This is a genomic window from Bacteroides sp. DH3716P (assembly GCF_025914115.1).
Lineage (GTDB): Bacteria > Bacteroidota > Bacteroidia > Bacteroidales > Bacteroidaceae > Bacteroides > Bacteroides ovatus.
On record NZ_CP083673.1, the window covers coordinates 2,970,946 to 2,996,556 of the forward strand.

General features: G+C 44.6%; 15 protein-coding genes. All 15 read left to right on the forward strand.

Annotated features, from left to right (window positions below):
- The first annotated feature begins 47 nt into the window (after positions 1-47).
- The 15 genes from KQP79_RS10995 to KQP79_RS11065 all read left to right on the forward strand — a co-directional run bounded on the left by KQP79_RS10995 (position 48) and on the right by KQP79_RS11065 (position 25,586).
- Positions 48-1,325 (forward strand): hypothetical protein, encoded by a 1,278-nt coding sequence (locus tag KQP79_RS10995; protein WP_004311184.1) that lies wholly within the window; start codon positions 48-50, stop codon positions 1,323-1,325.
- 20 nt (positions 1,326-1,345) lie between these two features.
- Entirely contained in the window at positions 1,346-4,075 is a 2,730-nt protein-coding gene (locus KQP79_RS11000) for a sugar-binding domain-containing protein (RefSeq protein ID WP_234120613.1), read from the forward strand.
- 7 nt (positions 4,076-4,082) lie between these two features.
- A complete protein-coding gene (locus KQP79_RS11005) occupies positions 4,083-4,847 on the forward strand; it encodes a hypothetical protein (RefSeq protein ID WP_004311186.1) in 765 nt (254 codons plus the stop codon).
- Between the two features lie 15 nt (positions 4,848-4,862).
- Positions 4,863-7,067 carry a glycoside hydrolase family 3 N-terminal domain-containing protein gene (locus tag KQP79_RS11010; RefSeq protein ID WP_032849403.1) on the forward strand — a complete coding sequence of 735 codons (2,205 nt, stop codon included), beginning with the start codon at positions 4,863-4,865 and terminating at the stop codon, positions 7,065-7,067.
- Between the two features lie 18 nt (positions 7,068-7,085).
- Positions 7,086-8,198 carry a glycoside hydrolase family 105 protein gene (locus tag KQP79_RS11015; protein ID WP_004311188.1) on the forward strand — a complete coding sequence of 371 codons (1,113 nt, stop codon included), beginning with the start codon at positions 7,086-7,088 and terminating at the stop codon, positions 8,196-8,198.
- 241 nt (positions 8,199-8,439) lie between these two features.
- Positions 8,440-8,982 carry an RNA polymerase sigma factor gene (locus tag KQP79_RS11020; protein ID WP_004311189.1) on the forward strand — a complete coding sequence of 181 codons (543 nt, stop codon included), beginning with the start codon at positions 8,440-8,442 and terminating at the stop codon, positions 8,980-8,982.
- Between the two features lie 147 nt (positions 8,983-9,129).
- Entirely contained in the window at positions 9,130-10,056 is a 927-nt protein-coding gene (locus KQP79_RS11025; protein ID WP_004311190.1) for a FecR family protein, read from the forward strand.
- A 147-nt stretch (positions 10,057-10,203) separates the two neighbouring features.
- A complete protein-coding gene (locus KQP79_RS11030) occupies positions 10,204-11,760 on the forward strand; it encodes a DUF4832 domain-containing protein (RefSeq protein WP_061448434.1) in 1,557 nt (518 codons plus the stop codon).
- A gap of 56 nt (positions 11,761-11,816) precedes the next feature.
- Complete coding sequence (locus KQP79_RS11035) at positions 11,817-15,206, forward strand: SusC/RagA family TonB-linked outer membrane protein (protein WP_004302517.1); 3,390 nt, start codon at positions 11,817-11,819, stop codon at positions 15,204-15,206.
- 17 nt (positions 15,207-15,223) lie between these two features.
- Entirely contained in the window at positions 15,224-16,945 is a 1,722-nt protein-coding gene (locus tag KQP79_RS11040) for a RagB/SusD family nutrient uptake outer membrane protein (protein ID WP_004302516.1), read from the forward strand.
- 20 nt (positions 16,946-16,965) lie between these two features.
- On the forward strand, positions 16,966-18,609 hold the full coding sequence (locus KQP79_RS11045) for a SusE domain-containing protein (protein ID WP_008646518.1): 1,644 nt from the start codon (positions 16,966-16,968) through the stop codon (positions 18,607-18,609).
- An 88-nt stretch (positions 18,610-18,697) separates the two neighbouring features.
- Positions 18,698-20,299, forward strand: coding sequence for a hypothetical protein (locus tag KQP79_RS11050; RefSeq protein WP_004311194.1), 1,602 nt, complete (start codon positions 18,698-18,700; stop codon positions 20,297-20,299).
- Positions 20,300-20,319: 20 nt separating this feature from the next.
- The gene (locus tag KQP79_RS11055; RefSeq protein WP_008646516.1) at positions 20,320-22,200 is read left to right on the forward strand and encodes an FAD-dependent oxidoreductase; all 1,881 of its coding nucleotides are present in this window, start codon (positions 20,320-20,322) and stop codon (positions 22,198-22,200) included.
- On the forward strand, positions 22,193-24,259 hold the full coding sequence (locus KQP79_RS11060; protein ID WP_004302512.1) for an alpha-galactosidase: 2,067 nt from the start codon (positions 22,193-22,195) through the stop codon (positions 24,257-24,259). The genes KQP79_RS11055 and KQP79_RS11060 overlap by 8 nt, the downstream gene beginning before the upstream one ends.
- A gap of 25 nt (positions 24,260-24,284) precedes the next feature.
- Complete coding sequence (locus KQP79_RS11065; protein ID WP_061448436.1) at positions 24,285-25,586, forward strand: acetylxylan esterase; 1,302 nt, start codon at positions 24,285-24,287, stop codon at positions 25,584-25,586.
- Positions 25,587-25,611: the final 25 nt, after the last annotated feature.

The window sequence follows — 25,611 nt, forward strand, 5'->3', positions numbered from 1 at the left end:
TTCGGTTTGTATGTTTGCTTTTTGGGCTTTCATTTCTTGGAGGAGAAATGAAAGCCCAACAGAAATCGGCCCATGAAACAGGGCTTCGCTCCAAGTCTACATCAGAACTTGCGGAACTGGAACAAGTTATCACAAAAGTAAATTATGATGAGAGTAAGGTGCCTGTCTATACGCTTCCTGATGTCCTGACCCTGACTAATGGCAGAAAAGTGACGACTAAAAAAGAATGGGTGGAAAAGCGGCGTCCGGAACTGCTCCGCCTGTTCGAAACTCAAATATATGGTAAAGCTCCAGTTCGCTCGAAGGACTTGCATTTCCGGCTACTGAACGAAGATAGAGAAGCTTTGGGCGGTTTGGCTACCCGTAAGGAAGTAGCCGTTTATCTCACAAAAGATGAGAAGCATTATCTGACAGTACTTATGTATCTGCCTAATCGGCGAAAAGGGACTGTTCCCATGTTTTTCGGAATAAATTTCAAAGGTAATCATGCCATTCACCCGGATGAGGGCATCACTTTCCCGTCAGAAGAGAGAATGATTGCTTATGGCAGAAAACGTATGTTTCCCCGGGGTAGTGCAGCTTCCAGATGGCCGGTAGAGATGTTGATGGAACATGGATATGGACTGGCCACTTTCTACCGTGGGGACATTGATCCGGATTTTGATGATGGTTTTCAGAACGGAGTTCATCCGTTGTACTACAAAAAGGGACAGACACGGCCTGCTGAAGATGAGTGGGGAACTCTGGCTGCCTGGGCATGGGGAATGAGTTGTGCGATGGATTATTTTGAAACGGATAAAGACATTGACGCCAAACGTATAGCCATCTTCGGACATTCACGTCTCGGAAAAACGACTTTATGGGCCGGTGCGATAGACCCACGTTTTGCTTTGGTTATTTCTAATGATTCCGGTTGTGGTGGTGCGGCATTGTCGCGGAGAAAGTTCGGAGAGACTGTACGGGCTGTGAACTGTCAGTTTACACATTGGTTTTGCCGGAATTTCTGGCAATACAATGATAAAGAAGACACTCTTCCTGTCGACCAGCATGAATTGATTGCTCTGATGGCTCCCCGTCCGGTCTATATTGCCAGTGCGGAAGAAGACCGCTGGGCTGACCCGAAAGGGGAATTTCTTTCCGGTGTATATGCCTCTCCTGTTTATGAGTTGTTCGGGCTGCCGGGATTGCCGGTAAAAGAAATGCCGGCTGTTAATCAGCCTGTATTGTCAGGCACTATAGGTTATCATATCCGTTCGGGAAAACATGATATTAATCTGTATGACTGGACGCAGTTTGTGAAGTTTGCCGATAAACATTTGAAGTAAGATCACTAATAGATATTTATATGAAGAACAAGTTTATAAAGTTAGTTTTTGTTGCATTTGCGCTGATAACCCAATTATCACCTTTGAAAGCGCAGACGCAGGAAATAGATTTATCCGGTAAGTGGGGATTTCAGACGGATGTGATGGATTTCCGGCGTGGTTCGTTAGATGTGCGTTATATACATCGTTTGCAAGAATCGATTGTCCTGCCGGCCATTACGGATGATTACAAGATAGGTTACAAATCTCCGTATCGGCATATTGACCGTCTGACCCGTGTATATGAATACATGGGGCCGGCTTGGTATCAACGTGAGATTGCTATTCCGAAGGAGTGGAAAGGGAAACGTATCTTCGTGTATTTTGAACGGACACATTGGCTAAGTTCCATTTATGTGGATACGAAAGAGGTTGGTAAGATTGATTATGTCAGTGTTCCTCATAATCATGAACTGACAGATTTTGTGAAACCGGGTAAGACACACGTTATTACCGTATGTATTGACAATCGTTATCAGTATGATACCCACAAATGGGATCATGCTCATTCCGAATTTACGCAAATCAACTGGAATGGCATATTGGGTGAAATGAAGTTAATGGCTGTAGACCCTGTGTACATTGATGATATGCAGTTATATCCGGATGTGTCAGGCCGTTCGGTAAAAGTGAAAATGAAAATACTGAATCATACTCATAAACCGGTTACCGGAAAAGCGGCTTTTACAATATCAGGCAATTCGTATGATTTGAATAAAGAGATAACCGTCAGTGGAAATGATTCTGTCTTTTATGTAGAAGATGTTATCGCATTAGGAAAGAATGTCCGGTTGTGGGATGAATTTACTCCCAATCTTTATACATTGCAATGTGACCTGACTATCCGTGCTGACAATGCAAACTATCAACATAGCCGTTCTACTACTTTCGGAATGCGTGAGATAACGGCGGATAAGGATAAAATCTATCTCAATGGTAACCGGATACACTTACGTGGAACAGTAGAGAACGCTGTCTTCCCTAAAACAGGCTATGCGCCGGTGGATGATGCGTCTTGGGAACGTGTGCTGACTATCCTGAAAGACTATGGAATGAATCACATGCGTTTTCATTCTTGGTGTCCGCCTGCGGCTGCATTTCGGGTGGCTGATAAATTGGGAGTATATCTTGAAGTGGAAATGCCGATGTGGGGAAAAGATGCTGAACCGGACGAAGCCCGTTATAATTTCTTCCGTCGCGAGCAGAAAGCCATTCTGAAAGAGTATGGCAATCATCCTTCCTTTGTTCTCTATTGCAATGGTAATGAGATTACCGGTAATTTTGATTTTATCGAAGAACTTACTCATTATGGACGTACCACTGACAGCCGCAGACTGTACAGCGGTTCGACGGCCCGTACCCGTGTCAAGTCCGACCAATTCTATATCACTCACCAGACTACCAAAGGTCACATGGCTATTTATGAAGGACGACCATCTACCGACTGGGATAAAAACAAAGAGTTGGGTATTGACGTACCTGTCATTTCCCATGAATCGGGACAACGCTGTATCTATCCTAATTTTAAGGAGATTCCTAACTTTACCGGCCCTGTACAAGCACGCAATTTTGAAGTGTATCGTGATTCCTTGAAAGCACATGGCATGTTGGATCAGGCAGATGATTTCTATCAGGTTTCCGGTGCGCAAACCGTACTCGAATATAAAGACGTGATTGAAGCTCAACTGCGTACTTATCTGAAATCCGGTTTCCAGCTTTTGTCTATTAATGACTTTACGGGGCAAGGATATGCGCCTGTCGGTATCCTCGATCCTTTCTGGAACTCTAAAGGACTGATTACACCGGAGAAGTTCCGGGAATTCTGTGCTCCGACTGTGGCTCTGCTGCGTTTTTCGAAACGTTCGTACTATAACGACGACGTATTCACAGGAAAAGCGGAAATCTATAATTATAGTCCCTCTGCCCTGAAAAACGCTAAGTTTAAGTGGTGGGTGACAGATGCGGACGGCAAGGTGCTGAAAAGTGGAAAGCTAAAAACACAAAATATCGGTAATCATGGTGTTTTTTCCGCAGGAGAATTTAGTTATGCACTTAACGGTATCACCGCTCCTCAAAAGCTGACTGTTCATTTATCGGTGAATAATACAATCAATAATAGCTGGGATATTTGGGTATATCCTCGTCGGGAACTGAAAGAACTGATGCAGTCTACGGCGGATGTTCTCTATACGACGGTATTTGACGACAGGGCTAAACAATTCCTTAAAGAAGGAAGGAAAGTTGTCCTATGCCCCATGCCGGCTAAGGTTATAGGGCGTAGTTCCAATTTCCATAATCATTTCTGGAATCCTATCATGTTCAAATGGAAACCGATGACACTGGGTTGTCTGATTCATACAGACAAGGCGATGTTCGACGATTTCATTACGGAAAAACACCTTGACTGGCAATGGTGGGACATCTTAACGCATGCCAAAGTAATCGAAATGGATGAGGCGCCACGTCAGTTGCGTCCGTTCATTCAGGTGATAGACAGTTATGAAACTAACCACAAACTGGGAATCGGTTTTGAAGCCAGAATAGGAAATGGGAAGCTGATGGTGTTGGCACTGGATACAAAGAAAGAAATGGAGAAACGGCCTGCCACTCAACAACTGCTGGTTAGTATCGACCGCTATGTGAAGAGTGACCGCTTCAACCCGCAAGTAGATGTAGAAGCGTCGTTTATAGAATCGTTCTTAAGAAAATAGGGAAAGAATGAGAAGTTTTAGTTTTATTCTAAGTCTTTTGTTTCTGACATCTGTATCGGCACAGGAAATACAGATGTCGGAGACGGCTTCTTTGGAGCAAATTTACGGAGAAGTGCAGGAGGCAGAGGAATTGCTGCCGATGAATGAGTTGGGACTTGAGTTCGGATACGCCCTTTATGAGGCCACAATCACGGCAGAGGAGGAGAACCCGGTATTGACGGTGGAAAATGTAAGAGACTATGCCGCCGTATATGTAGATGGAAAGTTACAGGGATGGATGACGGAAGAGAAGAAAGCAATCCCCTTACAGGTGCTTGCAGGCAAGCACACCTTGCAATTATATGCGGAAAATATCGGCCGTATCACCTATGGGCCGGAGATATTGGATAATTCCAAAGGGCTTTTTGGCAGTATCACCTTGTCGGATACGGAAATAGGGAATTGGAGAATGATTCCTTTGGCGGTACGCGATTGTGCAGTCGGTGAACTGACTTTCGCACCACAAACGGACGGTGGTCGCCCTTGTTTCTATAAAGGGACTTTTACAGTAGAAATCCCCGCTGATACTTATCTGGATGTCTCCGGTTGGGGAATGGGAGAAGTATGGGTGAACGGACATTATGCGGGCTCTTACTGGGAACAGAATGCGCAGCAATCTATACAACTTCCAGCAGAAACATTGCAAAAGGGAGCAAATTCCCTGACCGTTTTTGAACTGAAAAGTAACGGCAAGCGCACCATGCGCCTGTCAGATAAAGCTATATTTAATTAAATGAAAGAAACCATGATGAAAAAAAGGTTGATAGCGTGTGGGGTGTGCCTTTGGACGGCGTTTTGCATGCTTGAGGCGAGGAATGAGAAGCCTGCCGTATATAAAGACGCGAAAGCTCCGACGGAGAAGCGTGTGGAGGATTTACTCTTGCGCATGACAATGGAAGAGAAAGTGCTTCAACTGAGCCAGTATGTTGCGGGACGGAATACGAACGCGAACAATATTGGTGAGGAGGTGAAGAATATCCCTGCGGAAATCGGTGCGCTTCTTTATTATAGCACTAGTCCCCACCTGCGTAACAACATACAGAAGAAAGCTATGGAAGAGTCGCGGTTGGGGATACCTGTACTGTTCGGGCACGATGTGATTCACGGATTCCGTACTGTTTACCCGATTTCCATTGCGCAGGCTTGTTCGTGGAATCCGGCTTTGGTGGAGAAAGCTTGCGCCATGGCTGCCAGGGAAGCGCGTCTGGCAGGACTGGACTGGACGTTCTCGCCGATGATTGATGTGGCACGCGATCCTCGCTGGGGGCGCGTTTCCGAAGGATATGGGGAAGACCCGTATACGAACGGAGTTTTTGCTGTCGCTTCAGTGAAAGGATATCAAGGTAATAATTTGGCGGACGGGGAGCATATTGCCGCTTGCCTGAAACATTATATCGGTTATGGAGCTTCGGAAGCGGGACGTGACTACGTATATACGGAAATCTCTCCGCAGACTCTTTGGGATACCTATATGCTTCCCTATGAAATGGGAGTGAAGGCGGGTGCCGTTACCCTGATGAGTGGCTTTCATGATATAAGCGGTGTACCCGCCTCTGCCAATCATTATACGATGAGAGAGGTATTGAAAGGTCGTTGGAGTCATGACGGATTTGTAGTTTCGGATTGGGGTTCCATTGTACAGTTGATTTCCCAGGGAGCGGCGGAAGACCTGAAGGAAGCCAGCGAAAAAGCAATCATGGCAGGCGTGGATATGGACATGATGTCCCGCGGATATGACAAATACCTGAAAGAACTAGTAGGGGAGGGCAAGGTGCCGGTGGAGATTGTGGACGATGCCGTTCGCCGCATCCTTCGTTTGAAGTTCCGCCTGGGCTTGTTTGAGAATCCTTACATAAGAGAGACGACAGAAAAGGAGCGCTTCTTGCAGCCGGAAGATATAAAAATAGCAGAGAAATTGGCGGAAGAGTCTTTTGTGCTGTTAAAGAACAAGGAGAAACGTTTGCCATTGGCGGCGGATACAAAGGTGGCGGTCATAGGTCCGTTAGGTAAAAATCGCTGGAACTTGTTAGGCTCCTGGACTGCTCACGGCAAGGACGGTGATGTGGTAGGAATTTATGACGGGCTGAAACTGGAACTGAAAGACTTGTCACAACTGCTGTATGCCAAAGGATGCGACTTTGACGGTAAGGATGAATCGGGCTTTGCCGAAGCTGTCGCTACGGCCGGGAAGGCGGATGTCATCCTGCTTTGTCTAGGTGAAAAGCGGAACTGGAGCGGGGAGAATGCTTCGCGTGCTTCCATTGCCTTGCCGAAGATACAGGAGAAATTAGCGATGGAACTGAAGAAGACCGGCAAACCGATTGTGCTGATTCTCTCCAACGGACGTCCGTTGGAACTTTGCCGTCTGGAGCCGGTTTGTGACGCCATTGTTGAAATCTGGCAACCGGGCATTGCCGGAGGCAAACCGCTTGCGGGCATTTTGACAGGAAGAATCAATCCTTCCGGCAAGTTGCCCATTACTTTTCCGTATGCAACCGGACAGATTCCCATCTATTATAATCGGCGGCAGAGTGCCCGTCCTCATCAGGGCAAGTATCAAGACCTGACGATAGAACCGCTCTATGAGTTCGGACATGGATTGAGCTACACTACTTTTGAGTATGGCGACCTCAAGGCATCTGCTACTCAACTAAAAAGGGGAGATAAACTGTCAGTAGAAGTTGCGGTGACCAACACAGGCGACAGGGATGGTGCGGAAACTGTCTATTGGTTCATTACAGACCCTTATTCAACGATTACCCGTCCGGTAAAAGAATTGAAATATTTTGAGAAGCAAACGATTAGGGCCGGTGAAACCAGAACTTTCAGATTTGAAGTGGATTTATTACGTGACTTGGGCTTTATTGATGGAGACGGTAAACGCTTTTTGGAAAAAGGTACTTATTATGTACAAGTGAAGGATAAAAAGGTGAAATTGGAATTGATAGACTGAAAGTAAAGAATTGATAATATGAGAAAGATATTCTTGTTAAGCGCATACCTTTTATGCAGTGTTTTCGTGAGAGCGGTAGAAATCCCTTTCCAAAAGTCCGAAGTTAAGTCTATCATGAGAAAGGTTGCGGATTGGCAAATTGCCAATCCACATCCGGCTCCTGAACATGACGACCTGAACTGGCCGCAAGGTGCTCTCTATGTCGGTATGGTCGATTGGGCTGAATTGGCAGAGAAAGAAGACGGTGATGATACTTACTATAAATGGTTGACCCGTATAGGTCGCCGGAATTGCTGGCAGCCGGACAAACGGTTTTATCATGCTGATGATATTGCCGTGTCACAATCCTTTTTGGATTTATATCGCAAATATAAGGATGAAGAGATGATTGTACCAACATTGGCTCGTACGGAATGGATTATCAATCATCCTTCTAAAGGCAGTTTCAAATTAGTGGAAGGTGACTTGAAAACTTTGGAACGGTGGACTTGGTGTGACGCCCTCTTCATGGCTCCCCCTGTATATGCCAAACTGTATATGCTGACCGGAGACAAGAAATACATCAAGTTTATGAACCGTGAGTATAAAGCGACTTATGATTACTTGTTCGATAAGGAAGAAAATTTATTCTACCGTGACTGGCGCTATTTTGATAAGCGTGAAGCTAATGGCAAGAAAGTCTTTTGGGGTCGTGGTAATGGTTGGGTGCTTGGTGGTCTGGTTGAAATATTGAAAGAGTTACCTCGAAAAGACAAGAACCGCAAATTCTATGAGGAACTGTTTGTGAAACTGGCTACACGGATTGCCGGATTGCAGCATCCTGATGGCTTCTGGCACGCAAGTCTGTTAGACCCTGCTTCTTATCCGTCACCGGAAACCAGTTGCACTACTTTTATAGTTTATTCCATAGCCTATGGTATTAACGAAGGGTTGTTGGATAAGGTGACTTATCTTCCTGTGATGATAAAGGGATGGAAGGCATTGTTATCGGCAGTGGAACCGGATGGGAAACTAGGCTATGTGCAGCAAATCGGTGCTGATCCGAAGAAAGTGACTCGTGATATGACGGAAGTTTATGGAGTCGGCGCTTTCTTGATGGCGGGCAATGAAATCTATAAAATGGCAAGATAATTTGTGTCTTTATGGAGAAGAACTGTAGCAAAACTAAAAAGCTCGTTCTGTAAGGTCCAGATGGTAGCTGTTAAGTGTGGAAGAGCTATATCAAACTCCGTTTTCCGAGTGATGATATAGCTTTTCTCATTGTTGGGGGAAAATAGGCTAATTGATAAAGAAAGTTAATATTATGAGACTTGACCTATATAATACATAAGAATTCTGCGCCTGTCAATATATAAAATAGTAATCTAATTAAATGGAAGACCTGGAAAGAGAACTTTTGTTGATTTCCAAAGGGGATGAACTGGCTTTTAACAGTTTTATGAACCGATATTCGAAGAGGTTATACTATCACGCTTTTGGTATCCTTAGTAATAAGGAAATGGCGGAAGAAGTGGTAGGCGATGTTTTCTTTGAAGTGTGGAAACTACGTAGTACGCTTTTGGAAATTGCCAGTATGTCGAGTTGGTTGAATACGATTGTTTATCGTAAATCAATCTCTTATTTGCGTAAAGAGGTGAAGAGTAATCAGGAGATCTCTTTTGAGGAACTTCAGAATTTCTCTTTCCCTGATATGCAGACTCCGATGGATGATATGCTTTCGCGTGAAGAGATACAGTGTTTGAATGAAGCAATCAATAGTTTGCCGCCCAAGTGCAAGCATGTATTCTTCCTGGCAAAACTGGAACAAATGCCTTATGCGGAAATTGCGCGTATGTTGCAAATTTCACTTCCTACAGTGAACTACCATATAGGGTATGCTATGAATGCTTTGCGAAAGAGACTTGTAGGCGGGTGATTCAGAAAAAAACAGCACTGAAAGAAAAAAAGTGGAAATTAAACCTATAGATAAATTCAACCTCTGCGTCTTTATAAATAGAAAGAAGTTTTAGGTGAAAAGATTGTTTGCAGGAAAAAGAAATTGAAAGGATAAAAAGAATTGAAGATGGATAAAGATATAAATGATTATAAATATGGTGATTTGCTGGACGACATCAAGTTGAAGTCGTTCATACAACATAGCACTCCGGCTGAGATAGATATCTCCGCCATTAAGAAAAGAGCTTTTTTGAAAATGCACCAACAAGAGCGTAAATCTAGGCAGAGACGCATTATGATGTATGTTGGCTCGGTGGCTGCGACGCTGCTTCTTTTAATAGGTATTAAATATATAATCGGGGAGAATACAACGGACGGTTTGTACCGTGCGGAAGTTATGGAAATGATGGCTGATGTTTACGATGAAGAGGTCGAAGTGCCTGTTGGCGAAAAGATGACGTTGATGTTGGCAGATGGTACCAGAATCATAGCCAATTCGCGTACCGTTGTCCGCTATCCCAAACGTTTTAATGGCGAGTATCGTGAGGTATACGTGAAAGGTGAAGCCTACTTTGATGTGGCACACGATGCGGAGCATCCTTTTTTAGTTAATTCTGATAATTTTAGAGTGAAGGTGCTTGGAACTAAATTTAATGTGAACAATTACGATGCTTCGGATTCGCAGGTTGTGTTGGTACAAGGTTCGGTAGAACTCAAAACGTCCAACAATGACAGGGTTCGCATGAAACCGAATGAACTGGTAAATTTGCAGGAGGGTGGTTTTGCTGAGAAACGGTTAGTGAATACCGATGAATATACTTGCTGGATGCAAGGGATGATAAACCTTGCCGGTGAAAGTGTAGAGTCTGTAGCCCAACGGCTCAGTCATTATTACGGAGTGACTATTCTGTTTGATGATAAGATGTCGGCTAATAAACTTTATGGCAAACTAGTACTTGACGATCAGGTAAAGGATGTATTGAAAGCCATTGAAACCATGACGCAAACCCGAATGAAAATTCATGGTGATACGATCTACTTAGTGAAGGAGTAATTATATTTGTTATTGATTATTCCTGAATAAAATAATTACATAGAAACTTATTATTAACCAATTTATAATGCCTTCATAGCAAGGTAGAGGAAACTTATACGCCTTCTCGTAAGGAGAAGCTATGCTTTATTAATACCAGTGAAAAATATGAAAAGATACACTTTGTTACGCACATTTATGCTTTTTATAGCAGCTCTGATACTCTGTGGATGGTCTTCGGCACATACACAAATATCTATAACTAAAGGACTAAAAGCGCCCGAACAAACAGTATGTTTTGAGCCTGATACTACCTCTGTACTCAAAAATCCCCTTACAGGTTGGGTGATGTATTTGGGACGTGTATGGGATGAAAACTTTTGGCAAACTCACCATTATGATGCTATGCCCGTAAATGGTGGGGATTCCACTGTTCGCGTGAGCGATTACGCCGGTACATGTTACATTCGCATCAATTGGAATATGCTTGAGAGTAAAGAGGGAGATTATGTATGGAACGATCCGGACTCACGTATCTATAAATTGCTTGCTTCGGTGCGTGAACGTGGTATGCGACTGGCTTTCCGTATCAATGTAGACAGCCGCGACCAAGGACAGAACACACCTCTTTATGTAAAGGAAGCCGGTGCGAAAGGTTTTCAAGATCCTAATAATCCCCAAATATGGTCGCCTTATCCTGACGATGCCGTGTTTCAACAGAAATACGAAAAGTTTCTTCAAGCCTTTGCTGTTGCTTTTGACGATCCCGATAAAGTAGATTTTATTGATGCTTATGGGCTTGGTAAATGGGGAGAAGCACATGGCGTGAAGTATAATAACTACTCAAATAAAGTAGAAGTATTCGAATGGATTACCGATACCTATGCAAAAGCTTTCAAACGTGTACCATTGGTGATAAACTACCATCGTTTGGTGGGAGATACCATCAGCTGGGCAGAACCACACCCTGATAGTAAAAGATTGCTCGAAAGAGCCATTGCCAAAGGATACACCATTCGTCACGACGCTTTTGGCATGACTGGTTACTACGAACAGTGGGAAAAAGATTTTGCCCGTGCTTACCGCTTTCGCTTGCCCATCATTATGGAGGGAGGATGGATTACCGGAGCGCACCACCGTTACTGGATTGATCCTAGTGGCAAGTATCGCCAGGGGCATTCGGAAGATGTGCGCTGGGGCGAGTACGAAGAAAGCCGTAATGCCCATGTCAATATGATGGATCTTCGCATTGGTGATGAAGTAGCCTCGTGGTTTAATCGCTCTTTCGATTTGGTGAAGCGTTTCGAACGTGAGGGAGGATACCGGCTCTATCCCACAGAGGTCAGTTTTGTAAATAAAGCCCGTTCAGGCGAGCGTGTGAGCGTGCAACACAATTGGCGCAATCTGGGTTGGGGATACTGTCCTACCAATATTCCTCAATGGAAAGGAAAATATAAAGTCTGCATCGCTTTGATGGATGACAATCATAACATTGTGAAAAAACAGCTTGCAGATGAGGCTGATCTCTCAACTTGGGTACAAGGGCGTGATGGTCATTATACCACAACTGTCAAATTGGATGGACTTCAAAAGGGAAACTACACTTGGCTTATTGGTTTGGTTGATACAACCAAAGCATGCCAGCCGGGCTTGAAAATGGCGGTCGACAAGAATCTTCTATTTGAGGGATGGTGCAAAGTCGGTAAACTTAAAATCAACAATTAACTGGTAGATTACTCATAAATCGTTATGCAATAAATATTAATTATTAATCTTATATTATGAATCGAAAAACAATCACAACTACGGTGGTAAGCTTGGCAAAAGCTTTCTGTTTGGCTGGACTACTGTCTGTGCCCGCTTATTCTAGTGCGTCGACTGTTTCGTTCGAAAAGGTAAATGGGATGTATATCCTTAAAGCCGAAGATTCGACAGTGAAACAAGTGTTCGACTACATTGAAAAACATAGCCAATATGTTTTTGTCTATGATCAACCTGTAAAAGATCGTCTCAACAACAAAGTGAACATCGAGTTGAAAGGAAAGTCGATCGATGCTATTTTGACGGAAGTATGTCGGCTAGCCGATTTGAAATATACCATTCAGAACCGTCAAGTAACCATCACTGCTAATCCTTCTAAAAAGGCTACTACTCAAGTGAAAAAGGCGAAGCGCATCTCTGGTCAGGTAGTCGATGCAACTGATCTTCCGATGATTGGTGCTACGGTTCGTGTGAAAGGTAGTGATGCAGCTACTATCACCGACCTTGATGGTAAGTTTCAGATAGACGTTCCCGAGGGTAGCGAATTGCTCATTAGCTATGTGGGCTTTGTGGATAAAATCGTGCGGATAGATAGCAAAAATATGTATGCCATAGTAATGGAAGAAGCTAGCAGAGCGCTCAACGAAGTAGTTGTTATCGGTTACGGTGTGGTAAAGAAGAAAGACCTTACCGGTGCGGTGGCAGCCGTGAAGGGAGAAGAGCTGGTGAACAAGCGTACAGCCATGCTTTCCAATGCATTGCAAGGATCACTCTCTGGTGTGATGGTGACGCGTAATAGCTCTGCTCCCGGTGCAGGAGCCGCCTCTATTCGTGTGCGTGGTATTACCACTATGGGTGAATCGAGCCCGTTAGTGATTGTAGACGGTGTGCAGAGTTCGCTCGACTATGTGAATTCTAATGATGTAGAGAGCATATCTGTATTGAAAGATGCTGCGGCTGCCAGTATCTATGGTTCGAAAGCTGCTGCTGGTGTTATCTTAGTTACTACCAAGCGCGGTAACGATACCGGTAAAATCAATCTGAAATATAATGCTGAATTTGGTTGGGAAATTCCTACTAAACAACCTAGTATGGTGGGAGTCACTCGCTACTTGGAGATGAGCAACGAGTTGAAATACAACGATAACCCTACTGGTGGTTTTTTCCAAGAATATACGGCTGACAAAACCAAGAATTGGGTGAAGTATAATGCTACTGATCCGAACAACTACCCCATTACCGATTGGACTGATCTGATTTTGAAGTCAAGTGCTCCCCGTATGACTCATACTCTCTCTGTATCAGGCGGTAACAAAGCGGTAAAGTCGGTAGCTACCCTTTCGTATGACGAAGTAGACGGTCTTTATGACGGTCGTGGTTTCCAACGCTACATGTTCCGTTCGAACAACGACTTTAATATCAATGATAAACTTAGTGCTCAAATAGACGTAAATATCCGTCATGCTAAGAGTACTGCCACAAACTATGACCCTTTTGATACCATGCGTAAAATGCCCGCCATTTACCCCGCAACCTGGGATGATGGTCGTTTAGCTTCGGGTAAGAGTGGTGCAAATCCTTATGGATTGCTTGTAGCCGGTGGTAATTCGGTAGCTCACAGTACGCAGGTGGCAGGTAAAGGTTCGCTAACCTTCAAGCCTATCAAGGGGCTAAGCATCTCGGGTATCGTATCTCCTTTTATCAACTATCAAAAGAAGAAAGCGTTTAAAAATTCATGTGGATACACCTTGCCCGATGATCCCGAAACCTTTGGCGGTTATTTCGACTCCGGGAGCACTTGGACTACCAATTCGCTCACAGAAACTCGTAACGATGATTATAATGTCACTAGCCAGGCAATTGCCAACTATATGGGAACCTTTGGCAGTCATAATCTCACAGTAATGGCCGGTTTCGAAAACTACTATATGAAGAGCGAAAGTCTCGGTGCTGCGCGCGATAAATATGAACTGACCGGTTATCCTTACCTCAATATCGGTTCGGAAGATTTCCAAACCAATAGCGGTACAGGTTCAGAGTATACTTCAAACTCTGTTTTTGGCCGTGTTATTTATTCGTATGCCGATCGTTACCTGTTCCAGGCTAACGTGCGTCACGATGGTAGTTCACGTTTTGCCAAAGGTTATCGTTGGGGTACTTTCCCTTCATTTTCAGCTGGTTGGGTAGCGAGTGAAGAGAAGTTCATGAAGAACCTCAAATGGGATTGGCTTTCATTCTTGAAGTTGCGTGGTTCATGGGGTATGTTAGGTAACGAACGTATCGGCAGCAACTACTTCCCCTACATTGCTTTGATGAGTTTTGGTAATTCACTTTTCTATATGGCTGATGGAAGTGTAGTTTCTGATAAAACTGCTCGTCCTGCTGTGTTGGCTGTAGAAGATATTACTTGGGAAACGACTACCAGTACTGACTTAGGTCTGGATGTCAACTTTTTGAACAACCGTCTGCAGTTTCATTTCGATTACTATTGGAAAGAGACCAAGGACATGTTGCTGAATATCGAAATCCCTTATTTTATGGGATATAACAACCCTAGTACGAATGCAGGTAAGATGTCCACTCATGGTTATGATATTGAAGTGGCATGGAACGACCAGATAGGAGATTTTAAGTATGGTGTAAATGTGAATTTCTCCGACTTCCTTTCAAAGATTGATTATATGAATGATGGTGAGCAAATCAGTGGTGGTAAGATTAAACGTGCCGGCGTGCTCTTCAATGAATTCTATGGTTATGTGTGCGAGGGCATCTATCAAACTCAAGAAGAAGTGAACAACTCGGCTCGCACTAGTACTACCGTTACAGTTGGTGACTTGAAGTATCGTGACATCAGTGGTCCCGATGGTGTACCCGATGGCGTAATCAGTCCCGAATACGACCGTGTACCTTTGGGTAACTCACTGCCTCGTTTCCAGTATGGTGGTAGCCTTAACGCTTCGTACAAAGGCATTGACTTCAGTCTTGCTTTCCAAGGCATCGGCAAGCAAAATTCTTACCTCTCTACTTCTATGGTACAACCTTTGCGTGATAACTATGGTAACGTACCAGCCATTCTCGAGGGTAAATATTGGAGTCCTTTCAATACTACTGAAGAGAATTTAGCAGCCAAGTATCCCCGCCTTTCGAATGTGTCGAAGAGCAATAACTATGCTACCTCTAACTTCTGGATGTTCAACGGTTCATACTTCCGTTTGAAGAATATCACATTAGGCTATACCCTGCCTAAGAGTTGGACACAAAAAGCCGGTATAAACCGTGCCCGCTTCTATGTGAGTGGTAGTGACCTCTTCTGTTTGAGCAATTTCCCTAGTGGTTGGGATCCTGAAATGGGTACATCGGATTATCCTATTACCACCTCTTTAGTAATGGGCATACAAGTTAACTTTTAAATAAATAGGAATAGAATATGAAAACAAAGATATTATTAGCCGGAATGTGCCTGAGTCTTGCTGCTTGCGAGAGCATGGACTTGGTACCCAAATCGCAAGGTAATACCGAGTCTTGGTACACATCCGAAACAGAATTGCGTTTGGCTTCCAATGATTTCTATATTTTAGGTTATTGGCAAGAACCTCTTAGCTCATCCGAACAATGGTCGGACAACACAACCTATCGTCAGACGAACCGTAACCCGGGAAGTGGTGGAACCGTGCTTGATGGAACCCTGAACGGCCAGCAGTATGAAGTATATGCTTTGTGGCAGCAATCATTCAAACTTATTGCCCGCACCAACACAATGCTCGAAAATATTCACAAGGCAAAGGGTGCTGTGACCGAGGAAGTTTATAATCGTTATGCCGGTGAGGCTTATTTCTGTCGTGCCTGCAAATATGCTGAACTGATCTTCTTTTATGGTGATGTGCCCTATCAGGAAGAGACTATAACCATTTCCGAAGCTTTGCAACGTGGTCGCAGACCTAAAGCGGAAGTGATTCCTTTGGTGTATGCTGATTTCGATAAAGCCATTGCCGGTTTGCCTGAAAGCTATGGAAAAGACGAAAATATCCATCCTACCAAAGGAGCAGCCCTGGCTATGAAAGCGCGCTTTGCCCTCTATATGGGTGATTATGAGATAGCTGCACAAGCCGCCAAAGCTTGTATGGATCTTAAACTCTATTCTTTGGAACCTGACTATGCTAAACTTTTCAAGCAGAGCACCAAACTGAATGACGAGAAAGTGTTCGTGATACCTCGCTCCATTGAAAACGAAGTGATGCTCGATTCCTGGATTGTGAAGAACGGTCTTCCTCGTAATGCCGGAGGATATGGCTCATACAATCCCTCATGGGACCTCTTGGCCTCATATCTCTGTACTGACGGGCTACCTATTGACGAATCACCGTTGTTTGATCCTCGCAAGCCTTTCAAGAACCGTGACCCGCGTTGTACAATGACCATCGTTGAATTCAATACCGAGCACTGTGGTTTCGAATACGACCCCAGTCCTGCAGCTAAAACTGTAATGAACTATACCACAGGTAAGACACAAAGCAACCAAGATACCCGTATCGTGAATCAATATAGTTCATATACAGGATTGTTGTGGAAGAAAGGTATTGATGCTACGTGGACAGTAGACCAAAAGGTAGAACAAGACTATATCATAATGCGCTATGCTGACGTACTGTTGATTTATGCTGAAGCCATGATAGAACAGAACCTGATTGACGACAGCGTGCTGAAAGCCATTAATATGGTACGTGCTCGTGCTTATGGTGTGAATGTAACAGCTACTGATAGTTATCCTGCCGTGACCACTACCAACCAAACCGAACTGCGACGTGCCCTGCGTATAGAGCGCCGCATGGAGTTTGCTATGGAGAACCAACGCCTGCAAGACTTGATGCGTTGGAAATTGGCAGGAAAAGCATTGAATGGTTACAATTACATCATGCTTATTGACCCCACAGAATTGCTGAACAATATCGTGAACAAGAACCTCTGGTTCTGGGGAATGACTCCGCAAATCGACGAAGATGGTTTAGCAGACTTTGCAGCTCTCTTTAATGCCGGTTATTGTTCGCAGGGTGCTAAACGCATCTTCCCCGAACGCGAATATTTGTGGCCGCTGCCTACACATGATGTGGAGTTGTGTCCCAACTTGTTACCCAACAATCCGGGTTATTAATCCTATAAACTATTACGAACATGAAAACAATGCATTTATATAGAAACCTTGGAATGGTGGCTGTGGGAATGATGAGCATGCTTGCCACCTCGTGCGAAGAGGAGATAGACAATACTGCCTCACGCAACCAGTCGGAGATTGAGTTGACTCCTTCGGGCGAATATATTAAGCTCGATGAAAGTAAACCCAACGAGACAGCTTTTACGCTGAAGTGGAGCACCGCTCACAATTTTGGTGAAGATTATATCACAACTTATAAATATGAGATGCAGCTTATCGGTAGCGATGTTGCAAATATCAAGGAATTTGATGATGATGGTGAATTTCTTCGCTCGTACACCAACAAAGAGATGCAGGATATATTGGTCGATTACTTCGGTCTAACCACCAGTACCATTGGCGAAGTCCTTTTTACTGTTACAGCCAACTTTGAAGGTCCCCGTCTTATGGTGCCCGATATTGCTACTGCAACGGTGAAGTTCAAAACTTATGGCCCCAAACAGTATAAAGCTGATAACCTTTATGTGGGAGGTACTGCCGTAGGCGATGATAATATTAAGATGACGTTGAAAGACGAGACAAACAGAATTTATAGTTACGAAGGAGCTTTGGTTGCCGGTAAGATAAACTTCCCCGTTGACTATGCCGACGAATTGAATGCCATTGGCCCGGAAACCGCCGATGCCCCTATCACCACAGGTGAAATGGCAGGCGTCATATCCGATCGCGCTGAAGCCAATTCGTGGTTAATTCCATCTGCAGCTACCTATCGTATCACTGTGAATATGAGTAAACAGACGGTGAAGATAGTAGAAGCTGGTGCTGTAGTTGAAGCCGATCAGATATTCCTGGCTGGTAGTGCCGTAGGTGGGGAACAGATTGAGATGGCTCAAGTCCTCGAAAATGACCAGATTTATGCTTGGCGTGGTGCACTGAAAGCTGGTAACCTTTACATCCCGCTCACCTTCGAAGGTGAACAAGCGATGGCCATTGTACCGGAAATAGCTGATAGTCATGACATCGAAGATGGTCAATTGTCAACATTCGGACAAGTACTCATTAGCAAAGTGGATAAACAATATTGGACAATTCCGGCCGATGGAACTTACCGCATTGTATTGAATAAGGAGGAGAAATCTATTACCATCTATTCGACCGCTACCGATCTGAAACCACTCACCGTATCGTTCAACAATACCGAACTGGGGAAAAACCCATGGAGTCAGGAAGTCAATGTACTGCACATGTATGGTGGTTTCAATAGTTTTGCTTACGATTCGGGTATTGATGAAGAAACCGGAAAAAGCTTCAAGTACTGTCAAGTGAAGTATAATCTTATTCAGAGTGTTGCCAATCCGAAAGTATTCGTTTATAAAGGTGATGTATTGCCACGTAATGAATATAAGGATAATTATGGGAAGACAAATGCCGGTTGGGTGAACTTCAGCACGCTGCGATATGCTAATAACGGATGGTTCGTTGGTTCTACTGCTGATGCTGTTCGTAATAGCTACAATGGATACACCACAGTAACAGCGGGTAAGATAGAAGGAGCCGTAACAGGTCAGGGCAATAACCGCTATGCTTATTTCCTCATCCCGGAGGGCTGTAACTATGTGGTAGTGGACCTGGAGAACAACACTGTACTCTTTGATATTAAATAAATCCAAAATGAAAGAATAAGAGGTGGAGCTTTTATCACTTCACTTCTTATTCTACCTTTAAATGATAACAATAAACGAGATATATTTTATGAACAAAATAATAAAAAACAGCATCAAGACCTTGTCGATGTGTCTGCTGGCTACTACGTCTTTCATTGGCACTGCTTGTTCAGACGATGATGCCCCTATAACCGATTATAGTTGGAACATTGAAGGCAACACGACCGTCAATATCATGCCCGAACGCTACCAACTGCAGCGTAACCCTATGAGTGGATGGGTCATTTACGCGGGTATTGGAAGTGGTATGATGATGGATTTCTGGGATCTTTATGATAACTTCGAGTCGTCAGAAGGTACTGTGAAGGTATCTGACTATGGCAATACGCTCTACGTACGTGGTCTTTGGAGTAACTTTAATCCTGAAAAAGGCAAATATGTATGGGATGAAAGTGTACAGACCGAACCTGCCAAGCGTTTTCGTATGCTGGTGGAAGGAGCTAAAGAACGAAACTTGAAGCTCGCCTTTACCTTTGTGTGTGATAGTCGTGACAAACATGAAGATGCCTGTCCCGATTATGTAAAAGAGGCCGGTGCTGAAGGATTTACCACTACTACCGGTAGTGTAAACGTATGGACACCTTATCCGGACGATCCCATTTTCCAGAGGGAGTATGAAGAGTTTCTTACTGCTTTTGCAGCCAAATACAATGATCCTGATGTCACTCAATTTGTGAGTGGTTTTGGATTAGGCAAATGGGGCGAGACTCACACCCTGAAATACTCTACAGGTGATGAAGCTCCTAGACAAGCAGTATTTGAATGGATTACAGACGTAATGTCACGCCTTTTCACTAAAGTGCCTATCATGATTAATTATCATCGCTGTTTGCTTAGTGGCAAAGAGTTTAGTGATACCGATACCGATGTAGCTGCCGATATGGTGAAACGTGCCGTAGCTAAAGGCTTCTGTTTGCGTCACGATGCTTTCGGCATGAAGCAATATTATAAGGATTGGGAGCGTGGCATCAGTACTACCTATCATGGTATCGTACCTATTACTATGGAAGGTGGTTGGGTAGAATCATCACACGGTGGTTCTATTGCCGGCGATGGTTACAAGAATTTTGCCGAGGTGCGCCAGGGAGAATATGATGAAGCCAAGGGTGGTTATGTCAACATGATGGACCTCCGCTTTGATACCAACGTGAACAAAGGTGAAACTCATTCTTGGTTCAATACAGCTTTCCATTTGGTGAAGGAGTTTATTGCCGAAGGTGGTTACCGTCTCTATCCCGACCGTCTGTCTATTCCTACTATAGCTCGTAGTGGCAGTAGTGTATCACTTACTCACCGCTGGTCGAACTTGGGTTGGGGTTACTGTCCTACCAATTTGCCGCAGTATGGTGACAAGTACAAACTTGCTATCGCTCTGCTCGATAAGAATACAGAGGAGCCCGTCCGCATCTATATAGAAGACAAAGCAAACATTGCCACTTGGATGAAGGGAGCTCCCAAGACTTACACTACTAATATCAAACTCACTGATGTAGCCGCAGGGAATTACATTTGGGCAGTAGGATTGGTAGATACTACCAAAGAGAATGCCATTGGTATCTTAATTTCAGCCCGCGATGAGTATCAAACCTCCAAAGGTTGGGTGAAAGTGGGTGATATAACTATTCAATAATTAAAAAACGCTGTGCTATGATGAAAAAAATCTTACTGACATGCATAGCCGTAGCCTGTAGCCTTGTGGCTGTAGCCGGAGAACTGCTCATCGAAGCAGAAAGCTTCAGCCAGCGAGGCGGCTGGGTGCTCGACCAGCAGTTCATGGATCAAATGGGTTCACCCTATCTCATGGCACATGGCATGGGTATTCCTGTGGCCGATGCTACGGCAGAAATCAATATTCCCCAGGCGGGCACTTACTATGTATATGCCCGCACCTACAACTGGACTTCACCTTGGACCGATGCCGAAGGACCCGGAAAGTTTCGTCTGGCTTTAGGTGGTAAGTTACTGAAAACTACGTTGGGACACACCGGTAATTCCTGGCAATGGCAGTCCGCCGGTAAGGTCGTATTGAAGGCAGGTACTATTACCCTTGCTTTGAAAGACCTTACAGGTTTTAATGGTCGTTGTGATGCCATCTATCTCACGACTGATATGAATGCGCAACCCACTGCATGGGGCGAGGCAGAGACAGCTGCACTTCGTGCCCGCTTGCAACAACAACAAACGGTGCCCACCCATCAGTACGACTTTGTGGTAGTGGGAGGAGGCGTAGCCGGCATGTGTGCCGCTACGGCTGCTGCCCGGTTAGGTTGTAGGGTGGCATTAGTGAACGATCGTCCTGTACTGGGTGGTAATAACTCGTCGGAGATACGTGTACACCTGGGTGGTATTATCGAAAAGGGACCCAACGAGGGGTTAGGTCGTATGATACGCGAATTCGGTCATGAACGTTCCGGTAATGCCCAACCGGGTGACTATTATGAAGATCAGAAAAAGGAAGACTTTATAGCTGCCGAAAAGAATATCACCCTTTATGCTTCGCAACGTGCTGTGGCCGTAAAGATGCAGGGTGATCGCATAGCATCAGTCACTATTCAACACATTGAGACAGGTGAACAAACGGAACTTACCGCTCCTCTTTTTAGTGACTGCACTGGCGATGCTACCATAGGCTACTTAGCCGGTGCCGATTGGACTATGGGACGTGAAGGCCGCGATGAATATGGCGAAAGTCTCGCTCCCGAGCAGCCCGACTCGCTAGTGATGGGCGCATCGGTACAATGGTATAGCAAGGACATGAAGAAGAAGACCTCTTTCCCCCGCTTCGAATATGGTATGCGCTTTGGCGCTGATAATTGCGAGCCTGTAACTATGGGCGAATGGAAATGGGAAACAGGAATGAACCGTAATCAAATCACCGAGGCTGAACGCATACGCGACTATGGACTTTTGGTGGTATATTCCAATTGGAGCTATCTGAAGAATCACTATGCGGATCGTAAAAAGTATGCCAACCGTTCACTCGATTGGGTGGCGTATGTTTCCGGTAAACGTGAATCTCGCCGCCTTCTGGGCGACTATGTGTTAGCACAAGACGATATAGACAAAAATGTGGCGCACGAGGATGCTTCGTTTACTACCACTTGGAGTATCGACCTCCACTTCCCCGATAGCGTGAACAGTGTGCGTTTTCCTGATAATGAATTCAAGTCGGCAACGGTGCATCGTTGGATTCATCCTTATGCTGTCCCTTATCGTTGTCTTTATTCGCGCAATGTGGATAACCTCTTTATGGCAGGTCGTAATATGAGTTGCACACACGTAGCCTTGGGTACGGTGCGTGTGATGCGTACTACTGGTATGATGGGCGAAGTAGTAGGTATGGCAGCCGGACTCTGTCATAAGCATGGCGTAGAACCGCGTGATATCTATCATCATCATCTGCCCGAATTAAAGCAGCTTATGCAGGCAGGCTTGGGCAAACACAATGTACCCGATAACCAACGTTTCAACGAACCCAACAAATTGTTGGAGGCTCCGGCTTACATCAAACCGCAGACAAACTATGAGTAAAAAAAGTATTATCACGATATTTCTCTCAACCATATTGGGATTGCCGCTTTGGGGAGGACAACACTATTATGCTTTCCTGAAAGGTGATACACTACGTATGGGCAATAACTACATGGAGCGTACCATGCTGTGGAATAATGGTACACCTGTCACCATTAGCCTCACCGATAAGCTATGTGGAAAAATAATCCCGGCTCAAGGCAAAGAGCCCGACTTCTCGATTGTGAAAGGCATCTCTACAGCTGCTACTTTCACTGTGAATGAGATTCCAACGAATGGTATACATGCCAGCTATCTGCAAGCCACTGTGGCTTGCACCATCGGTTCTCTAAGTATAGAACGTCGCTATCGCATTTATGCAGACTGTCCCGCCATTGCCTGCGATACCTATCTGAAAGGACAAGTAGAACTTTACCAGAATAAAGATGACAATCGTTCTAATGCCGATCGTAAAAATATAGAGCACACAGCCGATATGACTACGGGGGTGAAAACTCCGACGATTGACAGATTGCAACTCTCCGGTAATCATTGGCGTGCCCGTACGGTAGAGTTCTTCGACTATACTGATTGGAACGACAATCTGGTGACAGAACGTACCTGGCTTCCTTACCGTCGCAATACCTATCGTGGTAATCTGCTTTTTGCTCACGATGTGGCTACCCGGCAAGGTTTCTTTTTCTTGAAAGAGGCTCCTTGCAGCAGTACCCAATTACATTATAATGGTTCCGACTTCGTGGCCGACTTTAGCGATTTTATGGTAGTGGGTCTGGGCATTGCATCTGATGATGTGAAACCGGATAGCTGGACTCGTGTTTATGGATGCGTTACCGGTGTCTATACCGGAGATGAACAAGAAGCACTAACAGCATTGCGCCTTTATCAAAAACAACTGCGCCACCACACTGCCGCACAGGATGAGATGATTATGCTCAATACCTGGGGTGACCGTAGTCAGGATGCCAAAATAGATGAGGCTTTCTGTCTGGCTGAGCTGGATCGTGCCGCACGTCTGGGTGTCACCCTCTTTCAACTGGACGATGGTTGGCAGAGCGGAAAAAGTCCCAACTCAAAGACAGCCGGAGGCAGCTTTAAAGATATTTGGAAAAATGCCGATTACTGGACGCCCAACCCCACGAAATTCCCTCATGGACTGAAACGCATTGTAGAGAAAGGAAAGAAATTGGGTATTCGTATCGGATTATGGTTCAATCCTAGTATACAGAATGATTTTGCCGATTGGCAAAAAGACGCGCAAGTCATTATCGGGCTTTACAAGGAGTATGGCATCTGCTGTTTCAAGATAGATGGCTTACAAATACCTACTAAAACAGCCGAACAGAATTTGCGCCGGTTGTTTGATGCCGTGTTAGCACAAACCAACCATGAGGTGATTTTCAACCTCGATGCCACTGCCGGTCGTCGCGGTGGATATCATTATATGAATGAGTATGGCAATATCTTCCTGGAAAACCGTTATACCGATTGGGGCAACTATTATCCCTATCGCACCTTGCGTAATCTTTGGATGCTGTCTCGCTATGTACCGGCCGAGAAGATGCAGATAGAATTCCTTAATAAATGGCGTAATGCCGATAAGTACAGCACTACCGATCCATTTGCTCCCGCTCGTTATAGTTTCGACTACCTCTTTGCCATCACCCTGGCGGCACAGCCATTGGCTTGGATGGAGGCTTCGAACCTGCCCGAAGAGGCTTATGCTACGGCAACTCTGCTCAAGGAATATCAACCCTTGCAACTTCAATTTCATCAAGGCATCATATTACCCATTGGTGAAGAACCTTCGGGACGCTCGTGGACAGGATTTCAATCAATAGTCTCTGACACGCAAGGTTATCTCATTATTTACCGCGAAGACAATGATATAGCCAAAAGAACCATTGATACTTGGCTTCCGGAGGGCAAGAAGGTAACTTTTACTCCTTTGATGGGAAATGGCAAAAAGTTTGTTGCTGAAGTCGGTGTACAGGGTAAAGTAAGTTTCGAGTTGAATGATAAGAATTCTTTCACTCTTTATCAATACCAGGTAAAACCATGAAAAGACTATAAACAATAATGGAATTATGATAAAAAGTTTGCGTTCTGTTTTTCTTGCTTTGTTTGTTGCCGTGCAATTCGTTGTGTACGGGCAACCGGCGGAAAGGCTGATTCAAGTGCTGGTCACTCCCGACCACACCAATTGGTTGTATCAACCGGGAGAAAAAGTGAAATTCAAAGTAGCTGTACTGAAATGCAATATTCCACAGGATCATCTGGAAGTGCGTTATGAGATTTCGGAAGATATGATGAAACCTCATCAGACAGGTAAACAACCTTTGAAGAATGAAAAGCTCGAAATTAATGCAGGTACAATGAAAAAAGAGGGTTTCCTGCGTTGCCGTGCTTTTGTCAGTTATCAAGGGCGTGAATATGAAGGTGTAGCTACCGTCGGCTTTGATCCGGAGAAGCTACAACCGACTACTCCGTTGCCCGCCGATTTTCTTGAATTCTGGAAGAGCACCAAAGAAGCCGCTGAAAAGTGGGCGCTGGAACCTATAATGACTTTATTGCCGGAAAAGTGTACGGACAAAGTGAATGTATATCATGTTTCTTTTGCGAATAATGACTATGCATCCCGCATGTATGGCATCCTTTGTGTGCCGAAAGCTCCCGGAAAATATCCGGCCATCTTGAAAGTACCGGGTGCGGGTATCCGCGCATATAACGGGGAGCCCGAACGTGCCGGAAATGGTTTTATCATTTTGGAGATCGGTATTCACGGCATTCCGGTCAACCTGACGGGGGATGTATATCACCGACTTTATAACGGGGCCTTGAAGAATTACCATTCATTCAATACGGACGATCGGGATAAGTATTATTATAAACGGGTTTATACAGGCTGTGTAAGAGCCATTGATTTCATTTACACACTTCCCGAATTTAATGGTAATCTGGCAACTTTCGGTGGAAGTCAGGGCGGAGCACTTTCCATAGTGATTGCCGGACTGGATAACCGTGTCAAAGGATTAGTTTCTTTCTATCCGGCTTTGTGTGATATTGCAGGCTATGCTCATGGTCGCGCAGGAGGTTGGCCGCACATGTTTAAGGATGAAAGGAACCGGACACCGGAGAAGATTAAAACCATTCAGTACTTTGATGTAGTCAACTTTGCCCGGCAGGTTAAAGTACCGGGATTCTATACTTTCGGTTATAATGATATGGTCTGTCCGCCTACCACCACTTATTCGGCTTACAACATGATTAATGCTCCGAAAGAGTTGTTCGTGGCCGAAACGACTGCCCATTATGCCTATGCAGAGCAGTGGAATGCTGCCTGGAACTGGGTGATGAATTTCCTGAAGAATGAATCGAGAAACGAATAATGTATAAATACCACAAACTAATAGA

Bases quoted from the DNA above. Each gene is read 5' to 3' on its own strand.
- KQP79_RS11060 (WP_004302512.1), top strand. From the start codon at position 22,193: ATGAGTAAAAAAAGTATTATCACGATATTTCTCTCAACCATATTGGGA.
- KQP79_RS11025 (WP_004311190.1), top strand. From the start codon at position 9,130: ATGGATAAAGATATAAATGATTATAAATATGGTGATTTGCTGGACGAC.
- KQP79_RS11000 (WP_234120613.1), top strand. From the start codon at position 1,346: ATGAAGAACAAGTTTATAAAGTTAGTTTTTGTTGCATTTGCGCTGATA.
- KQP79_RS11040 (WP_004302516.1), top strand. From the start codon at position 15,224: ATGAAAACAAAGATATTATTAGCCGGAATGTGCCTGAGTCTTGCTGCT.
- KQP79_RS11015 (WP_004311188.1), top strand. From the start codon at position 7,086: ATGAGAAAGATATTCTTGTTAAGCGCATACCTTTTATGCAGTGTTTTC.
- KQP79_RS11050 (WP_004311194.1), top strand. From the start codon at position 18,698: ATGAACAAAATAATAAAAAACAGCATCAAGACCTTGTCGATGTGTCTG.
- KQP79_RS10995 (WP_004311184.1), top strand. From the start codon at position 48: ATGAAAGCCCAACAGAAATCGGCCCATGAAACAGGGCTTCGCTCCAAG.
- KQP79_RS11030 (WP_061448434.1), top strand. From the start codon at position 10,204: ATGAAAAGATACACTTTGTTACGCACATTTATGCTTTTTATAGCAGCT.
- KQP79_RS11005 (WP_004311186.1), top strand. From the start codon at position 4,083: ATGAGAAGTTTTAGTTTTATTCTAAGTCTTTTGTTTCTGACATCTGTA.
- KQP79_RS11055 (WP_008646516.1), top strand. From the start codon at position 20,320: ATGAAAAAAATCTTACTGACATGCATAGCCGTAGCCTGTAGCCTTGTG.
- KQP79_RS11010 (WP_032849403.1), top strand. From the start codon at position 4,863: ATGAAAAAAAGGTTGATAGCGTGTGGGGTGTGCCTTTGGACGGCGTTT.
- KQP79_RS11035 (WP_004302517.1), top strand. From the start codon at position 11,817: ATGAATCGAAAAACAATCACAACTACGGTGGTAAGCTTGGCAAAAGCT.
- KQP79_RS11065 (WP_061448436.1), top strand. From the start codon at position 24,285: ATGATAAAAAGTTTGCGTTCTGTTTTTCTTGCTTTGTTTGTTGCCGTG.
- KQP79_RS11020 (WP_004311189.1), top strand. From the start codon at position 8,440: ATGGAAGACCTGGAAAGAGAACTTTTGTTGATTTCCAAAGGGGATGAA.
- KQP79_RS11045 (WP_008646518.1), top strand. From the start codon at position 16,966: ATGAAAACAATGCATTTATATAGAAACCTTGGAATGGTGGCTGTGGGA.